Origin of the sequence: Zobellia barbeyronii (assembly GCF_018603515.1) — a bacterium.
GTDB classification, from domain to species: domain Bacteria; phylum Bacteroidota; class Bacteroidia; order Flavobacteriales; family Flavobacteriaceae; genus Zobellia; species Zobellia barbeyronii.
This window is the reverse complement of record NZ_JACATN010000003.1, coordinates 29,726-46,923: the sequence shown is the minus strand read 5'-3', so window position 1 is coordinate 46,923 and position 17,198 is coordinate 29,726. Positions and strand designations below refer to the sequence as shown.

Here is a 17,198-nt window from a genome sequence, read left to right as displayed (position 1 = left end):
TTTTATTTTTTCAACTTTAGCGGTTCTACCTTTCCTATACCATTTACCGGAGCATCGTGCTCCGTTTCATGTAAATCAAACTTAGGAATAGTTTTCAATAACTTATCGCGTTCTTTTCTATGCGCTTCGGATACCTTGCTCCAATCTTTAATTACAGGAAAACTGATTAGGTCTTGAGGAGTTTTGCTCACATCATACCAAACATTATTTCCATCTTTAAGTACGAGGTTTCCTCTTACTATTTGGGTCTCTTTGTGATACCCGTAAATCCACTCTCGATGCGTTTTTTTATTCGTCGTTAAAAATGGAATAAGACTTTCTCCGTTGATTTCGTAGCTGTCCGGTATTTTCACATTAACAATATCTGCAATGGTAGGAAGCATGTCTGACATATTTGCGAGTACATCTTGCATACCTTTTTTGGTGAGGTTCATACCCGGAGCGTAAATGATAAGTGGCACGTGGGTTCCTTTTTGTGAAACTGGACTAGATTTTCCATAACCACTTGTTCCGTTATCTGCACAGAAAATAAAAATGGTGTTGTTCTCAATACCAAGCTCTTTTAGTTTATTCATGTACTTCCAAACTTGATAATCTAGATAATTGACATGGTTGTGAATACCACTTTCTGTAACAGTTCCGTGCGTGTCATATTTGCCATTATCTCCCGTAACATTGGGTGTAACACGAGTATATTTATTGCCGTCCCAACTAATTTTTGGAGTTCCTGGCCATTTGTTTCCAGAATTAGGGTTAAGAAAATCCCATGCGTCATGACCTAGGTGGCTCGTGTGGTATACAAAGAAGGGTTCCTTTTCTTTTTGCTTTCTTTCCATGAAATCAAAAATAAAATCTAACTCCACATCAGGCCCAAAGGTGTTTAACCCAAAATCTTTTTCCGCTTTTTTAGTATTGGGCCACCAAACAAATTCTTTGTTCGTTCCCGGATAATTCTTTAGCTGCACATGCGGTTTCCAGTACCAACCGGATTGCACATAACTTTTCTTGTGAATTTCTTTATTGGTGTCTGCATTGAAAATCTTCTTTTTTCCATCTTCTTTTCTAGTTTCTAATCGGAAGTCCGTGGTATGAATGGCTTTGTTGTAAGAGCCTTCACCAGGTGTAAAACAAGCTTCGTCAAACTGAAACCCTTCAATATTCATTTGCGTTTTTCCTGCCCAAAATGTAGCGTAGCCTCCAGCTTTAGCCACATTAGCTATGGAGTGCGGAGAACTGTCATATAAGTCCCAAATGCCTTTGCCGTTGGGCGCCTTGCCTTTATCCTTATTGTGCCACCATTTATGTAAATGCGCATACCTTCCCGTCATCATCATTGCCCTACTAGGCCCACAGACCGTTGCTGCCCATGCCGTTTTAATATAACACCCATCTTTAGAGAGTTGGTTAAGCACGGGTGTTTCAGCTCTGTATTGAGGCTCTGAGGTATTACCTCCCTTTGGAGGACTCCAAACTGTAGAATCATAAATGGGTAATTCACGAGCGCTAATATCATCAGCGTATAAAAGGATGATATTAGGTTTTTCTTGGGCCGTTCCAACAGATGAAATGGTAAAGCAACCAACTAAGGCCCATATGATTTTGTGATTCGTAAATTTCATTTTTCTAGTTTGAAGCTGTTTTAAAGTAAGTTGATTTTATATGCTGAATGGACTTAATAAAACTCCCAAAAACCATATTTCTCTCCTTCAATATTTTCTTTGGTGTCGCCCAATTCTTTAGCTTTCTCTTTCATTTCTTGTTGCATAGTTTTCACTTGCTGCGCATATTCTGGAAAGAAGGAAAGGTCATAAACTTCCCAAGGGTCATTTTTTATATTGAATAATTGGGTAACACGGGAACCTTTTACGGTTTCTCCGTTTTTTTTGTCATAATTATTGGCACGTACGTACTCAATTAATTTATAATCACCTTTTCTATACGCTCTTTGGAATTGTTTGTAGGCGTGGTACGTATAATCGCGAACACTTGTTTTCTCTTTATTGATAACAGGTAAGAGACTTTTGCCTGTTACAGAACTAGGCGCGTCAACATCGATAAAATCGAATATGGTTGGGAAAATATCAAAATTGTAGGCAAAGGCATCTCTTTTACTGCCCTTATCTTTTATAAGATTTCCTGAAAAGACAAGTGGAATATGAACTCCGTCTTCATCATAAATATTCTGTTTTCCCATTAAGCCGTGGTTTCCAACTGCAAGACCACTATCACCAGCAAAAACGATTAACGTATTCTCATAGGCACCGCTTTCTTTCAATGAAGCAATGACTTTACCTATTTGGTCATCTAGATGCGTAATAATGGCATAGTAATCAGAAAGTTCTTGTTTGGCAACTTCTGGTGTTCTGGGCCACACGGCCAATTCTTCGTCTCTAAGGAACATATCTCCATTGTCAAAAGGGTGTTGCGCCATATAAGAAGGAGGAAGTACGATGTCTTCAACAGGATACATGTCTTTGTATTTCTGTGGTGCCTGTCTTGGGTCATGTGGTGCGTGAAAAGCTAAATACATAAAGAACGGGTCTTTCTTTCTATAGTCTGTAATAAATTCGGAAGCACTTTCTGCATAGATTTCAGAGGTGTGTGGGCCATTTTTCTCCGTACCAGACGGACCTCTTTTCTCATCTTTAGTTACTGGTCTGCGAACGACTTTTCCGTTTTCATCATATTCCAATAGGTAGCCATCTTCAAATTTGTAGTCACCATCTTTTTTCCAGTCCCACAAAGGCATACGAAAATGGTCGACTAGATATAAACCTCTGGACATAAGCCTATCTCCCGAATCAAAAGAACGTGCCAAGGAAGCATTATCTTGATGCCATTTTCCAACAATATGGGTGTTGTAATCCTGGGCTTGTAAAGCTTCGCCTATAGTTTTATGTTCAGGAGGAATACTGTGTCCTTGCCCTTCTAAATCAAATACGTTTCTGCCAGTAAGCAACATAGCTCTACTAGGAACACAGGTGGCACCGGAAAATGCTCCCATTAGATAACTGTTGGAAAATGAAACTCCATCGGCAACCAAAGTATCCATATTTGGTGTTTTTACTTGCATTCCGCCCAATGCATGTACCCCTGAAAAGCGGTGGTCATCTGTATAGATAATAAGTACATTGGGTTGGTCTTTCTTTTTTGCTTTGCGTTTTTGTGCATTGACCGGAAGAGCCGATAGCGTACTAAAAACGACTAAAAAGCAAAGGGAAAATCGATTTCTAAAATTCATAATGTTATTCTGATTGAGTTGTATTGGTGTCCACTAAAACTTGAGATTCTCTTTTATCGTCACCGTTTAAAGTAAACACGACGTTGTTGGTTTGTATACTTTCTATATGCCTTCCGTAGAGGCCGTAGGCAGGTAGTATTTTAAAGAAGCTGAATTCTGGATACCTCTCAACATCTTCCACAACTTTGGCCATGGTATCTTCTTCTGAGCCTCCGCCCGGTAGTTCCAATTCAATATTTTCTAAAGTTATTTTACCAACTTTATGGTCTGGAGTTCCCGTAATTAATATGCCCGAAGGTGGTTTTACCCTAGAGCTATCCAAAACCCGGGCATTGCCTTTAATATTTTTGATAACTACATTAGTGATAGAGCCAACCGCTTGTTTTTCGGCATCGCGGTAGGTACGCAAACGTTCTCCAAGCCTAATAAAAATAGGCATATCTACTCGGTCCATTTGAATGCCGTCTATAGTCACATCGTGAATATTGGCGCCGTCCACACTTAAGATTTTGATGCCCCCTCCTTTGGTGTCATAAATCTGGCAGTTTTTAATGTCTATGTTGTACATGTCTCCCATAGACTCGGTTCCGAACTTGATCGAACCCCAGTCACTTCTGAGCTTACAATCGCTAACTTTTACGTTATAGGTGGGTTTTGGACTCGTGGTCTTAATGCAAATAGCATCATCGCCTGTGTTGATGTCGCAATTTTTAATAACAGCATCGTAACTGGAATCTAAGTCAATTCCATCATTGTTTTTATGGGCGTGACTATAAATGGAAACGTTATCCACCAAAATATCATTGGATTGATAAAAATGGCAAGTCCACGCAGCTGGTTGGCGTAAATGAACATCTTGTACTTTAATTTGAGAAGAATTTACGAACCGTAAAAGAAAAGGCCTGTTTGAGCCAAAACCTTCGGTTTCGGTAATGTTCAGCTCCTTAATTTTTGCCTTTATGTTTTTTGATAGAAAAGCTTCCCCGTTTCCATCAATAGTCCCCTTACCGGTTACGGCAATGTTTGTAGCATTTTTTGCGCCAATAAGGCAATTGCCCCTTTTTTGTCCCGTAGCATCAGTAAACGTATCTATACTTTGGTAATCTAAAGGATTGGAGCTCCCAATTAGTTTAGCATCTTTGGCAATATGAAGCGTAACATTATCTTTTAATAGCAGCGAACCTGAAACATAATCTCCTTTTTCAAGTATTACGGTACCGCCTCCATCTTGGTTACAGGCATCAATGGCTTGTTGAATAGCCTCTGTATTTACTGTTTTTCCATCGGCTATGGCACCAAAATCAGCAGCGTTGTAACTATCTGATTTTGTATTACAGCCTACAAACAGAATAAGAGTGATTAATAGACCTATATAATGTAGTTGAATCTTCATTTTAGTTTCTCTGGATTTGTTCCTTAGTAACGATTTTTTTATTTAAGTAAATCTTACTTATTTCGCTATTTGTGACGTTTTTTAGAACAATTGGAGCTCTTTTGTCTTCGTTTACCGTCTTTATTCTGAAATTTTCAACAATCAATCCATCTATGTGACGAGCATAAAGTCCGGAAGCGGGTAGGGTACCCACTAAACTGAATTCTGGCCACCAACCATTAAGTACTTCTGGGGTGTATTCTTTGATATCTGTTTTTTTTGCATCTTCTTTAGTCCCGCCACCAGAAACTACAAATTGAACATCTTTGATAGTGACATCTTCAATTGAATGCCCTGGGAAGCCTGTTAGAAAGAAGGCTGAGTTTTTATCTAGCTTGGAATTGTCTACCACAATATTGCTAAAGCTAAAGTTGTGCATTCTCTTTAGCGGCTCAAACTGGCCCTCAGGCGTATCTACGGAAGCAATTTGTTGTGCGAAAGTCATGAAAATTGGGCGTGGTACATTTTCCATTACCAAATTACTGAAGACCATATTCTTCATTTCGCCACCTTCGCATTGCTGAATTTTAAGTCCCGAATCCTGAATATTCTTAAAAGTACAGTTGGTAACGGTAACCGATTCTATATTTCCGCGAGATAGGAGTCCAATGCGCATTCCGCCCCATTTGGTACTAAAATGGCAATTGCTGACTGTAATATTTTTACAAGGTTTGTCCGGTCTTGAGGCTTGCAAGCAAATACTATCATCACTATTATCAAAATTACTATTGTTTACGCGCACGTTTGTACATCCATCAAAATCCAGCCCGTCTCCGTTATTGTTTACGCGACTTATGATGTTGATTCCGCTCACAGAAATATTATCACAGTAGAGCCAAGCAGACGTCCATGCCGCAGGATTGATTAGGGTAATATCATTAAGGTGGATGTCTTTCACGTTTACAAACCTGATCATCATTGGTCTACCACCTTTTTTCTTGGTGAAGTTTTCTTTGTGCCCATTCCCGTCAATAGTTCCATAACCTTCAATGGCAATGGAACGTGCGTCTTTGGCAAAGATCAAGCAACGATCCATGTGAGGTTCGTTCTTGTACATATTCTTATGGGTGTCCGTTGCATAATCATCATAATTGGGACTCCCAAGAAGTGTTGCTCCATTTTCAACGTGAAGGGTAACAAAATCCTTTAAGTAAATGGTACCTGTTACTACTGTTTTACCAGCGGGAATCAAAACCCTGCCACCGCCATTTTTGGTACATGCATCTATGGCGCTTTGTACGGCTTTGGTGTCTATAGTAACACCATCGGCCTTTGCGCCAAAATCAAGTACATTAAAGTCTGTGGCTGCCGCCTGCAAATAAAATAATGAGCATATAGCAAAACAGAAAAATCGAGATATTTTCATTTGAATCATTTTGTTTTAACTATTGTTTTTGTGCTTTCCAATCCGTTAGAAGAAGCAGAAATTGTAATGTTTCCTGCAGCTTCGGTAGATTTTACTACGAGTAAACATTTTCCATTAAATGCCTTGATCTTAGCATCTTGAAACGACTCTAAAGAAGCTGGGTTTCCATTACCCACAGCGGCAAGAATTCCAGCGCCTTCTATGGTAAATTGTACTTGGTTATCGGCATTAGGAATAAGGTTTCCATCCGCATCTGTAATATCTACTTCAATAAAAGAAAGGTCTTTTCCGTCGGCAGTTATTTCCGTACGGTCTGCTGTTAAGCGTATTTTTGATGCTTTTTTAGCTGTTTTAATTACTTTTTCAGCAACAGCTTTACCATCTTTATAACCAATTACTTTTAAGCTTCCCGGTTGGTAAGGAACATTCCAACTCAATCTATATTTTGAAGTGTACATTCCTTTTTCAAATCCACGGAATTCCGCTGGGATATCGGTAGTATCAACTCCTTTTACTTTTTTACCCATTGACTTTCCGTTCACGATCAATTCTACTTCATCACAATTGGTATAGGCATAAACTGGAATTTCTTCACCTTCTTTTCCTTCCCAGTTCCAGTGTGGTAGTACATGAACCATAGGCTCTGTAGTCCATTGGCTTTGGTAGAGGTAGTATCTGTCTTTTGGAAATCCACATAAATCTACTGGAGCAAAGTAAGAGGCGTGTACTGGCCAATCTGCATTCCAATATCCATCCGTAGAATTATCGCGACCACCGTAAGGGGTAGGTTCGCCAAGATAATCAAAGCCCGTCCACATAAATTCACCTAAAAATGTAGGGTTTTCGGCTTGTACGTCAAACTCAACATCTGGAGGATATGCCCATGGAGGACCAACAGTTACGTCATAACTAGAAACTTCCAACGTTTCCTTCTTATGGTCATGTGTAATAGGTAGGGCGTAAGTACCACGGCTACTGGTCTGCGATGAGGTCTCCGAACCGTAAACAATCATATCAGGGTTTTCTCTAATCACTTCCCCATAATCAAAAGGCTTGTAGTTAAGACCTACAATATCTATCTGATAGGCTAGTTTATTTTTAAATGCTCCTGGGTAATTATTGAAACCTGCGGTAGTTGGTCTGGTATGATCTTCATCATGGCAAATATCGCTAAGGATTTTAGCAACTTTCCAGCCGTCTTTTTCGCGTTGCTCTATGATTTCATTACCAATACTCCACATTACTACAGAAGGGTGGTTACGATCTCTTTTGATCATATCTCTCAAATCACGCTCATGCCATTCGTCAAAAAACTTGTTGTACCCGTTAATGACCTTTGGTATTTTCCATTCATCAAAAGCTTCGTCTAATACTACAATGCCCATTTTATCACATATCTGAAGCATTTCTGGAGACGGAGGGTTGTGACTGGTTCGTAACGCGTTCACGCCCATACTCTGCATAATTTGCATTTGGCGCTCGGTTGCTCTGTAATTTACGGCACCACCTAGAGGCCCAAGGTCATGATGCATACATACCCCATTAAATTCTACTGGTTTTTCATTCAGCAGAAATCCTTTTTTAGCATCGAAGGAAATACTCCGAATTCCTAAAGTACTACTATACTCATCTAAAATTGTATTTCCTTTTTTTACTTGAGTAACAACATCATATAAATAAGGATTTTCAATTCCCCATCGGTTGGGATTGTTCATTGTTATTTCGTCTATAACTACTTTATCAGAAGATTTTTCTAGTTTGATTTTTTGACTACTAGAAGCCACTACGTTATTAAGTCCGTCAATTATTTTGGTTTCTAAAGTAACCGAAGCTACTTTACCAACGGCATTCTTTACCGTAGTCTCAATTTTTACCGTAGCCTTTTCATCGGATACCTCAGGCGTGGTAATATAGGTTCCCCAAAGTGGAATGTGGACGGGGTTATTTATTTTTAGATAGGTATTTCTATAGATACCAGCTCCGGAATACCAGCGAGAAGCTAAATCCTCTGGAGCAACTCTAACAGCAATGACATTTTCTTCCCCAAATTTAATATATGGTGTTAAATCCAGTTCAAAACCCATATAACCAAAAGGACGCTCACCAATATACGTTCCGTTTATATAGACCTTACTATTGTTCATGATACCATCAAACAACACAGCTATTTGCTGAGCTGCATATTTTTTGTCTATCGTAAAATGTTTGCGGTACCATGACGTACCGTGAACGGGCAAACCTCCTGTACGAGCATTGTATTTTTTATCAAAAGGACCTTCAATGGCCCAATCGTGCGGTAAATTAAGCTTGCGCCAATCGGCATCTTTAAAAGTGGACTTTTCAGCTCCAGAAGGGTCGCCCTTTTGAAAGAGCCAACCGCTATTAAAGGATACATCACCATTTGTAGCTTCAGAACTCAGTTGACCAAAAGAAAAACTGAATTGTAGTAAAAGGATAAATAGAAAGCTTTTTTTCAACATCATTTTTGCGTTAATAATTATAGTGGTGAAAGTCTAAAATAATTTTCAGGCAAAAGACCACGTACAGCTGAAAGAATAGAACAGATGGTTTTTTTAGAGAAGCTCAGATAAGTGAGTCTGGAGTTTAGGGCGTCACAGAGTAAACATTGAGATTTATGAGAGATTAAGGTTTGTCAATGTTTTGTCTAGTTTTTAGGTTTATCATAAACCAATAGAAGCATGTAGGTTGCTTAAAACAGCAAGAGTAAATGTTCATTTGTTATAAACTTTAGCACATTCGTGGCTCGCAGATGGGGCATAAAATTAGAATTTAGCAACTTCTAATAGGGCGAAATAAAATGGTATCGTCAATAACAACCACACTATGAATTTTAAACATTTAGCGGCACTTTCAGTCGCCATTATCTGTATAGCTTCCTGCGGCAGTTCAGATAAGAAAAATCAAAAGGATACAGCACAATTAAGTGCTGCTGATACGACTAAAGTCTTTCAGCCTAATTGGGAATCTATCAAGAAAAACTATAAAGACCCTAAATGGTTTAGTGACGATAAATTCGGGATTTTTATTCACTGGGGAGCCTATTCGGTTCCTGCTTTTGGTTCAGAATGGTATCCTAGACAGATGTATATGGATACGGCTACTTTTTCTGCCACACTTAAAAAAGGGAAGAAAGGACCTAATGCAACTTATACGCACCATAAAAAGACGTGGGGAGACCAAAAGGAATTTGGTTACAAAGATTTTATCCCAATGTTCAAGGCCGAAAAATTTGACGCTAAAGAATGGATAACCCTTTTTAAGAAATCTGGTGCTAGATATGTAGTCCCAGTTGCAGACCACCATGATGGTTTTGCTATGTATAAATCTAATACAACACGTTGGAATTCATTTGATATGGGTCCAAAAAGAGATGTATTAGGCGAACTTTTTAAAGAAGGTCGTGAGCAGGGTTTAAAAATGGGGGCTTCTTCTCACTTTGCTTTTAACTGGTCTTTTTATAATAAGAAGGATAAGTTTGATACCGTTGACCCTGAGTATGCCGATTTGTATTCTAGTAAAGGAAAGGACTTAACGCAGCCTGTTTCGGAGGAGTTTAAAGAACGATGGTGGAAGCGAACTATTGATTTGGTAGACACGTATCAGCCAGACATTCTTTATTTCGATTTCTATGTAGATATTGAAGATTTTGCAGACTTAAGACCAAAATTGGCAGCATACTACTATAACAAAGGTCGTGAATGGGGTAAAGAGGTTTTAATAAATGATAAGAATTTTGGGCATGAAGCCTTTCCTGAAGGAACTGTAATCTATGACTTAGAAAGAGGAAAGCTTCCTGGTATTCGTGAGTTGCCATGGCAGACAGATACTTCAATAGGTAAAAATTCTTGGTCTCATGTTACGAATTGGGATTCTAAAACTCCTAACCAATTGATAGATGATTTAGTAGATATTGTTTCTAAAAACGGAAATTTACTACTAAACGTAGGCCCAAAAGCAGATGGAACCATTCCTGATGACCAAAAAGAAATTCTATTGCAAATAGGGGATTGGTTAGCTGTTAACGGCGATGCTATCTACGATACTAGATATTGGAAAACTTTTGGAGAAGGCCCTACAGAGGTTAAAAAAGGACACCATTCCGAAGGAAAAAACAAAGAGTTTACAGGACAAGATATTCGGTTTACCAAAAAAGGAGATAAGCTATACGCTATTATGTTGGCTTGGCCAGAGAATGGTAAGATTGACATAGAGTCTTTGGGAAGTACCAATGCATTTGCAGAAGGCGTGGATATCAAAGCAGTAAAATTATTGGGTAGTGATGCTAAAATAGATTTTGAGCAAACGAAAGAAGCCCTTACAATTAAGGATTTAGGTAAGAAATCGGGTGAATATGCCCACGTATTAGAGATTACAATTTAGAGTAAATCTCTTTTAAAAGATTGTTTTTTTGTGTTAGTTTTAAGTGCATCGATTGTTAATAGTCGATGCACTTTTTTTATGTTCATACCAGAGATTATAAAAATGCTTTGGATGCTCATTGTAAAGTTGAATGCAAAGAAACAGCCTTGTTCATTCAGATGAACAAGGCTGTTTTTAATAAAGGCAAGCTGCAAAGGAGTTTTACTTCTTTGCTCTGTAGTTTTCCAGTACGCTGCTAATATCTAGCGTGTCTTCCATATCTTTTTGGAGTTGCATTAACTCGGCAAACATGGTATCTACTTTTTCCTTGTATTCAGGATTAGCTGCTAAATCATTCATTTCTTTTGGGTCAGCTGTTAAGTCGTATAACAAAACCACATCCATTTTTGGATAAATAATAAGTTTGTAACCGTCTTTACGAATCATACGCTGTAAGTCTATATAACCATTGTAGATAGCGTCGTAGTGGCTCTCCTTACGTTCTCCTTTTACAAGGTCTAAAACGCTATTAAAGAACACATATTCGGGTTTTTCAATACTAGCTAGTTCTAAAGTTGTGGCCATAGCATCTTGTAAATAGATATCAGAATCAATTTTATTGTTTTCCGGAACTTTAGGCCCAACAATCATAAATGGAGCACGTATACTATGGTCAAACTGACTTTGTTTACCTAAAAGGCCATGTTTACCCATTGCTAGACCATGATCAGCAGTAAAAATGATATAGGTATTATCCATTTTACCGGTTTTCTCTAATCCATCCAAAATCTCCCCGATTTGAAAATCAAGGTGAGAAATTAGCGCGTAGTACTCTTGCGTATGTTTCTTTATGGCATATTCTGTTCTTGGGAAAGGAGCCAAAGCTTCATCTCTAAGACTTGGACTATTACCCATCCCATCTTTATAAGGGTAGAGGGGTAGAAAGCTTTCAGGAACGCTAATATCATCTATAGGGTACAAGTCTACGAACTCTTGTGGCGCCTGTCTCGGGTCATGAGGTGCGTTGAAGGCCAAATACATAAAGAAAGGCTTCTCACTCGTTTTAGTTTGGTCTATAAAGCCAAGAGCATCATCTTTTAGAACTTCGCTCCAATGTTTGCCACCTTGCCAGAATCCTCCAAACTTCATATCTGTAGGTGTCCATACGGTATCATTTTCGTTTTGAGGTCTATTGTAGCCCACAGGCATAATATCTGCGGGTTTTTTACCTTGTTCTTTTAATGTTTTAAACTTGGAACCGGTATTCTCGGCAGCCCATGCGTCACCAGGCATTCCCGGACGTACGTGGACTACATTTTGAAAGACGTTTTGAGCTTTTGCGTCAACATGCCATTTACCCGTCATATAGGTGTCATAGCCTGCGCCTTCCATGAGTTTACCCCATGTTTTATCAAATTCTTTTCCGTTGCTCCAATTTTCACGGAACTCGTTTACTTCCCAAAGCTTACGTCCGGAAATGATCATGGCTCTAGATGCTGCACAAATGGCACCGTTCCATCCGCCCATATTAAAAGCATGGGTAAAGGTGGTGCCCTTATGTACCAATTTATCTAGGTTCGGAGTTTGAATTTCTTTGTTTCCCAAAGCATTTATTGCTGAATAGGTCATGTCATCGGCAAAAATGAAAACTACATTGGGTTTAGAAGGTGGTACTTCTTTTTTTTCAGCCTTGCAAGAGAAGAGCAGTACTGAGATAAGGGCAAGCGTTAAATTTTTCAAAGGATTAATTTTTAGGTTAAATTGTTTGTGTTCTGGTTAATATGGTAAGCGTAAATTTATTGGATCGAAACTAAAAATGTTGTTTCTGCATTATTTTCTTTATGAAGTATTCATATACTGCTGCATGTCTGTGTTTTGTAGTATGGATTTGCTATTTTGAGATTGGGAAGTTTATTTATCTGCAGCCTCTTTCTGTTTACTAATTTGTTTCACATATTCACTAGGTACTACACCAAATTGCTTTTTAAAACATTTAGAAAAGTATGAAGCAGTACTGAAACCGGTTTTGTACATGATTTCTTTTACGGAATAATCGCTCTGATTAAAGAATTGTACAGCTCTTTTTAAGCGCACACTTCTAATGAATTCACTAGAAGATAAGCCTGTAAGCTCTTTAAATTTCAGGTAAAGCGTGCTTCGGCTCAGACCCATTTCCTTTACCAACATTTCTACGTTAAAGTCGGTATTCATCATATGTTTTTCAACAATGGCAATGGCCTGGATCAAAAACTTTTCGTCCATAGACGTTACGGCAATTTCACTTGGCTGAACCGTAATCTTTTTGTTGAATCGTTTTCTTAGATGCTCACGACGTTTAATAATATTTGAAAGTTTGAGTTTAAGTAATTCAAAATCGAATGGCTTTCTCAAATATTCGTCAACACCCAGTTCTAGGCTCTGTAGCTCACTTTCTTGCGAAGATTTTGCCGTTAGAATGATAATGGGAATATGGCTCGTCTCTGGTTGACTTTTCATAATCCTAGAGAATTCAATACCATCCATAATAGGCATAACAATATCGCAAATAACAATATTAGGCATTACTTCTTTAGCCTTTTCAAGTCCTTTCTGTCCATTTTCAGCCTGATAAACGGTGTATGTCTTGCCCAAGACTTTACTTATAAATGTACGGATGTCAGGATTATCATCTACGACCAGAAGAACAGGTAATTTAGGCCTGGTTTTAGACATGCCCTCGTCAATAAGGTCATCATTAAGGCCAATAGCAAATGATTCAGTTTCGGAAGACCTTACTAGGAAGTCATTGTCGGAAACATCCTTACAGCTAATTTCATCAATATTGGTATAGGCCTCCTTATCCATAGGCAATCTAACAACGAATTTTGTACCCTTTTCTGGTTTACTAAAAACCTCTATAATACCTTGGTGAAGCTCTACTAAGTTCTTGGTAAATGAAAGTCCAATGCCAATACCCTCGGGGTTTATCTTATGGTTTTTCTCTCCTTCTTTAGCGGAATTAAAACGTTCAAATATTTTTGACATTTTTGCTTTAGGCATTCCAATTCCAGAGTCTTTTACTTTGATGACGACTTCATTCTTTCCGTCAACGATATCTTCCGAAATCTTAACCTTTATTTGCCCTCCGGCCTGGGTAAACTTGAAGGCATTGGAGAGTAGGTTGTTCATTATTTTCTCTAAAGCTTCGTGATCAAACCAAGTAATCAAAGTATCGGAAGCAGCATCTAGTTCAAAGTCTATAGATTGCTTATGTGCCATAAACTGAAAAGGTTCAGCCACCTCACGAATGAATGCGACAATATCACCATGTCTCATTACAAGCCTCATTTTGCCTTGTGTGATTTTTCTAAAATCTAAAAGTTGAGTCACTAGACGTAGCAAGTAATTAGTGTTCTTTTGCATTAGGGCCAATTGCTCTTTTAGCGATTTTTGGTCTAGAGTTGATACGTTTTTTTGAACGTATTCCAAGGGGCCTTTTATTAGAGTTAGCGGTGTTCTAAATTCATGGGATATATTGGTAAAAAACTCCAACTTCATGCGCTGTAACTCCTCAGACCTTTCCCGCTCAACGGATTCCAGCTCTAATTGATGTTTTTCTGAAGTCCTGATAAAAGTATAGCGCCAGAATAACCATAGCATTCCCATGAACAAAAGACCATAGCATACATAGGCAAAATTGGTGCGGTACCATGGTGGAATGATATGTATGTTTAAGATTGTTGGTTCGGAATTCCAAATACCATCATTGTTGGAAGCTTTCACCTTAAAAACATAATCGCCAGGTTTTAGATTGGTGTAAGTAGCATATCTCTTTTTGGCGGTAGTCTCCGTCCACTCCGTATCAAATCCTTCTAATTTATATGCATACTGGTTTTTAGAAGGAGCTGCATAGTGCAATGCTGCAAATTCAAATGAAAAATTAGTATTGCCGTAGTTTAGTTCTATTTCTTTGCTTTTGCTGATGTTTTTCTCAAGAATAATCTTGCCGTTAATTTCTTCTCCTATTTCTACGGATTTATTAGAAATCAGTAAATCTGTGATTACTGTTTTTGCGGGATATTTGTTTTCCTGAATTTCATCTGGGTAGAAGGCGTTAAAGCCGTTAATACCTCCAAAAAGCATTTCGCCATCGGGTCTTTTTAAACAAGCAAGCTCTTGAAATTCATTATCTTGAAGACCATCACTTGAATTGTAGTTTTTGAATGTTTTCTTTTCAGGGTCAAAACTAGAAAGCCCTTTATTGGTTGATAGCCATAGGTTTTGCTTACTATCTTCTAAGATTCCTTTTATAACATTGTTAGGCAAACCGTCTAATGAAGAATAGTGCTCAAAAGTATCAGGTTGTTCGTCTGTACCTGGTATAAATTTGTTTAGTCCACCACCAAATGTTCCAGCCCACAATACTCCTGCTGAGCTTTCATAGAGAGAAAGAACGTAGTTGTGGCTAATGGATTTAGCATTTGCTGGGTCATGCTTATATACTTTGAATTTAGGCCTCTTCTTGTACCGTTCTTTTGCGCTAAGCACACAAAGTCCATCACCAGTAGCTAACCAAATATTTCCTTGGCTGTCTTCTAGTATATTTCTGATAATATTACTGGAAATAGAATTTGCTTTGCCGGGGTAATGTCCAAAAGATTGCTTTTTAAATTTGCCTATAGTGTCGGTTTTCATCCATCGGTGTATGCCCGTATTATAAGTTCCAACCCAAATATTTTCGTTAGAATCAGATAATAGACTAAAAACACCATTATTTAAATCTGTTCCCGTTAAGTTCTCTTCAGAGATATTTTCGGGGTTTGAGATATCTAAGAAGTAAAGCCCGGGAAACCCTTCGGAACCAATCATTAAATTTGGTTTTCCTCCAATCTTGGTTTCTGAAATAGCAAATATTTTTTTTAGGGAGTTAAAATGTTTAAAGCTCTTATAGGAACCGTTATCATTGGCTTTTTTAAGCATGTTTAACCCACCGCCTTCGGTTCCTATCCATAACGTTCCATTACTATCTTCAAAGATCGACCTAATTTTATCATAGCTTAAGCTATTAGGGTCAGAAGTATTTCTAATGTTTTTAAACTGCTTTCTCTTAGGGTCAAAAATATTAATACCGCCACCATTTGTTCCTATCCAAATAATACCTGTATCATCCATGAACAAAGATCTCACTATGTTTTTACTTAAACTAGAAGGGTCTTTTGAATCATATTGAAATTGCTTTAAAAACACAGGAGGTTTGTCATCCGTAAAATTTTCAAAATAGAAAAGACCACGGTCTGATCCTGCCCAAATATGATTGTCTTTATCAATGAGAATAGTTCCGAAGCCACCTTTGTGAAATCGTTCAAAACCTGATTCTATACCTAAAGTTTGGTAATAAAGGCCTCTGCCGGTAGCAATAAAAAGACGACCTGTAGCATCTTCGGCGATACTTCTAATAGTGGTTTTTGGTAAGCCTATTTCGTCAGTAACATTTGCGAAGAAGTCTTTACCTTTTCCATCTTTTCTAAGTTTGTAAAGCCCAACTTTACCACCTACAAAAAGCCCGCCTTTTTTGTCCTCATATATAGCGCTTATAAAAGAACCGTCATACTTAGGAATAGGAGAGCTAATTTCAGAGTTAAAATGTTCGAATTCAATTTCATCAGAAACCACCGTATTAAGGTCTAATCTATCAAGACCATTTCTGTTTCCTATCCATAATCGTTTTTTACTATCAATAAAAACTCTAGTAATATGATTGCTAGAAATACTTTTTGGGTTGTTTTTGTCGTGTGTGTATTGGGTGAATTTACCCGTAGTTACATTAAAGAAATTTAGTCCGTTTCCGGTGGTTCCAATCCATAGATTGCCCTCATCATCTGCTGCAATATCAAAAATTAGGTTACTATTTATACTGTCAGGATTATTATCATCAAGATTGTAGACAGTAAATTCATAACCATCATATTTATTTATGCCATCATGGGTTCCAAACCACATGAACCCTAATTTGTCTTGATAAATGGTGTTGACATCACTTTGCGATAGACCATCTTTTGTAGATATATGTTGAAATGAAATTTGGTTTTGCCCAAATGCATTGGTCAGCATGTTCAGGCAAAAGAAAGTAAGAAAGCAATATAATTTCATTTTTTTAGGTACTACAATCATCATTTGTAAAAATGAATTAGTGGTTATGGGTCAGTCTATAATTTAGAGAAAAACGTTACGTTTTTTCCTCTTAGAGTATCTAATTTGACTCGTAAACGCTTTGAATAAACTACGAGTTTTTTAGCGGAATTTAAGTTTGTTGCCTGTTGTTATTCAACGTAAAACTTATGCTATCGTAATCTCTAGCATTTTAGATAACAATGTAAGATAAAACTAAGATTTGAAACGGAGTAAATGGTTTAGATAGTAAAACATATGATTAAACATATGTGTTTTTCCTCTTGGAAAGCCCCGTTATTAGGTGGATTGCGAAAATGAGTGTTTTTTTGAATTTTTATAACTAATTGTATGGTTTGTATTTTTTGAAATTTAAAAAACCTCGCTTGAATGGGCTTTTGCTAACATAATATTAACGTTTGTAGCGCTCGTGTTTACGCGCTTTTTTTTGTTCAATGTTCCTTTATTTCTACTACTTCAAGGCTTTTGTTATTGCAAATTATCACCTTAAAGTCTTCTCAATTAACCATATACGGCACACCTTACTTTCTTCATTAATCATTTGGCCTAAGGATCAAATCATATGTCATCATTCCAATGAAATAAAAAATCAACATTTGTTTAACTAAATT

General features: G+C 37.7%; 8 protein-coding genes. 1 reads left to right on the top strand and 7 read right to left on the bottom strand.

Going from position 1 to position 17,198, the window contains the following annotated elements; genetic code table 11:
• Nucleotides 1-2: 2 nt before the first annotated feature.
• Genes HW347_RS08880 through HW347_RS08860 form a run of 5 tightly spaced genes read right to left on the bottom strand, consistent with a single transcriptional unit; the run spans nt 3 to nt 8,522 of the window.
• Nucleotides 3-1,619 carry a sulfatase-like hydrolase/transferase gene (locus HW347_RS08880; RefSeq protein WP_214611549.1) on the bottom strand — a complete coding sequence of 539 codons (1,617 nt, stop codon included), beginning with the start codon at nt 1,617-1,619 and terminating at the stop codon, nt 3-5.
• Between the two features lie 53 nt (nt 1,620-1,672).
• Nucleotides 1,673-3,241: a sulfatase-like hydrolase/transferase gene (locus HW347_RS08875; protein ID WP_214611548.1), complete on the bottom strand. Its 1,569-nt coding sequence runs from the start codon at nt 3,239-3,241 to the stop codon at nt 1,673-1,675.
• A gap of 4 nt (nt 3,242-3,245) precedes the next feature.
• Entirely contained in the window at nt 3,246-4,634 is a 1,389-nt protein-coding gene (locus tag HW347_RS08870) for a glycoside hydrolase family 28 protein (RefSeq protein WP_214611547.1), read from the bottom strand.
• A gap of 1 nt (nt 4,635) precedes the next feature.
• Entirely contained in the window at nt 4,636-6,039 is a 1,404-nt protein-coding gene (locus HW347_RS08865; RefSeq protein ID WP_214611546.1) for a glycoside hydrolase family 28 protein, read from the bottom strand.
• Between the two features lie 5 nt (nt 6,040-6,044).
• Nucleotides 6,045-8,522, bottom strand: a complete 2,478-nt coding sequence (locus HW347_RS08860; RefSeq protein WP_225901880.1) for a glycoside hydrolase family 2 TIM barrel-domain containing protein — start codon at nt 8,520-8,522, stop codon at nt 6,045-6,047.
• Between the two features lie 361 nt (nt 8,523-8,883).
• On the opposite strand from HW347_RS08860, the gene HW347_RS08855 reads away from it, so the two are divergent.
• Nucleotides 8,884-10,440, top strand: a complete 1,557-nt coding sequence (locus HW347_RS08855; protein ID WP_214611545.1) for an alpha-L-fucosidase — start codon at nt 8,884-8,886, stop codon at nt 10,438-10,440.
• A 201-nt stretch (nt 10,441-10,641) separates the two neighbouring features.
• On the opposite strand, the gene HW347_RS08850 is transcribed toward HW347_RS08855, so the two are convergent.
• Nucleotides 10,642-12,159, bottom strand: coding sequence for a sulfatase-like hydrolase/transferase (locus HW347_RS08850; RefSeq protein ID WP_214611544.1), 1,518 nt, complete (start codon nt 12,157-12,159; stop codon nt 10,642-10,644).
• 171 nt (nt 12,160-12,330) lie between these two features.
• Nucleotides 12,331-16,548, bottom strand: a complete 4,218-nt coding sequence (locus HW347_RS08845; RefSeq protein ID WP_214611543.1) for a two-component regulator propeller domain-containing protein — start codon at nt 16,546-16,548, stop codon at nt 12,331-12,333.
• Nucleotides 16,549-17,198: the final 650 nt, after the last annotated feature.

What these genes read in the sequence shown, in the direction of transcription:
- HW347_RS08880 (WP_214611549.1), bottom strand. Translation starts at nt 1,619, where the DNA reads ATGAAATTTACGAATCACAAAATCATATGGGCCTTAGTTGGTTGCTTT.
- HW347_RS08875 (WP_214611548.1), bottom strand. Translation starts at nt 3,241, where the DNA reads ATGAATTTTAGAAATCGATTTTCCCTTTGCTTTTTAGTCGTTTTTAGT.
- HW347_RS08870 (WP_214611547.1), bottom strand. Translation starts at nt 4,634, where the DNA reads ATGAAGATTCAACTACATTATATAGGTCTATTAATCACTCTTATTCTG.
- HW347_RS08865 (WP_214611546.1), bottom strand. Translation starts at nt 6,039, where the DNA reads ATGAAAATATCTCGATTTTTCTGTTTTGCTATATGCTCATTATTTTAT.
- HW347_RS08860 (WP_225901880.1), bottom strand. Translation starts at nt 8,522, where the DNA reads ATGATGTTGAAAAAAAGCTTTCTATTTATCCTTTTACTACAATTCAGT.
- HW347_RS08855 (WP_214611545.1), top strand. Translation starts at nt 8,884, where the DNA reads ATGAATTTTAAACATTTAGCGGCACTTTCAGTCGCCATTATCTGTATA.
- HW347_RS08845 (WP_214611543.1), bottom strand. Translation starts at nt 16,548, where the DNA reads ATGAAATTATATTGCTTTCTTACTTTCTTTTGCCTGAACATGCTGACC.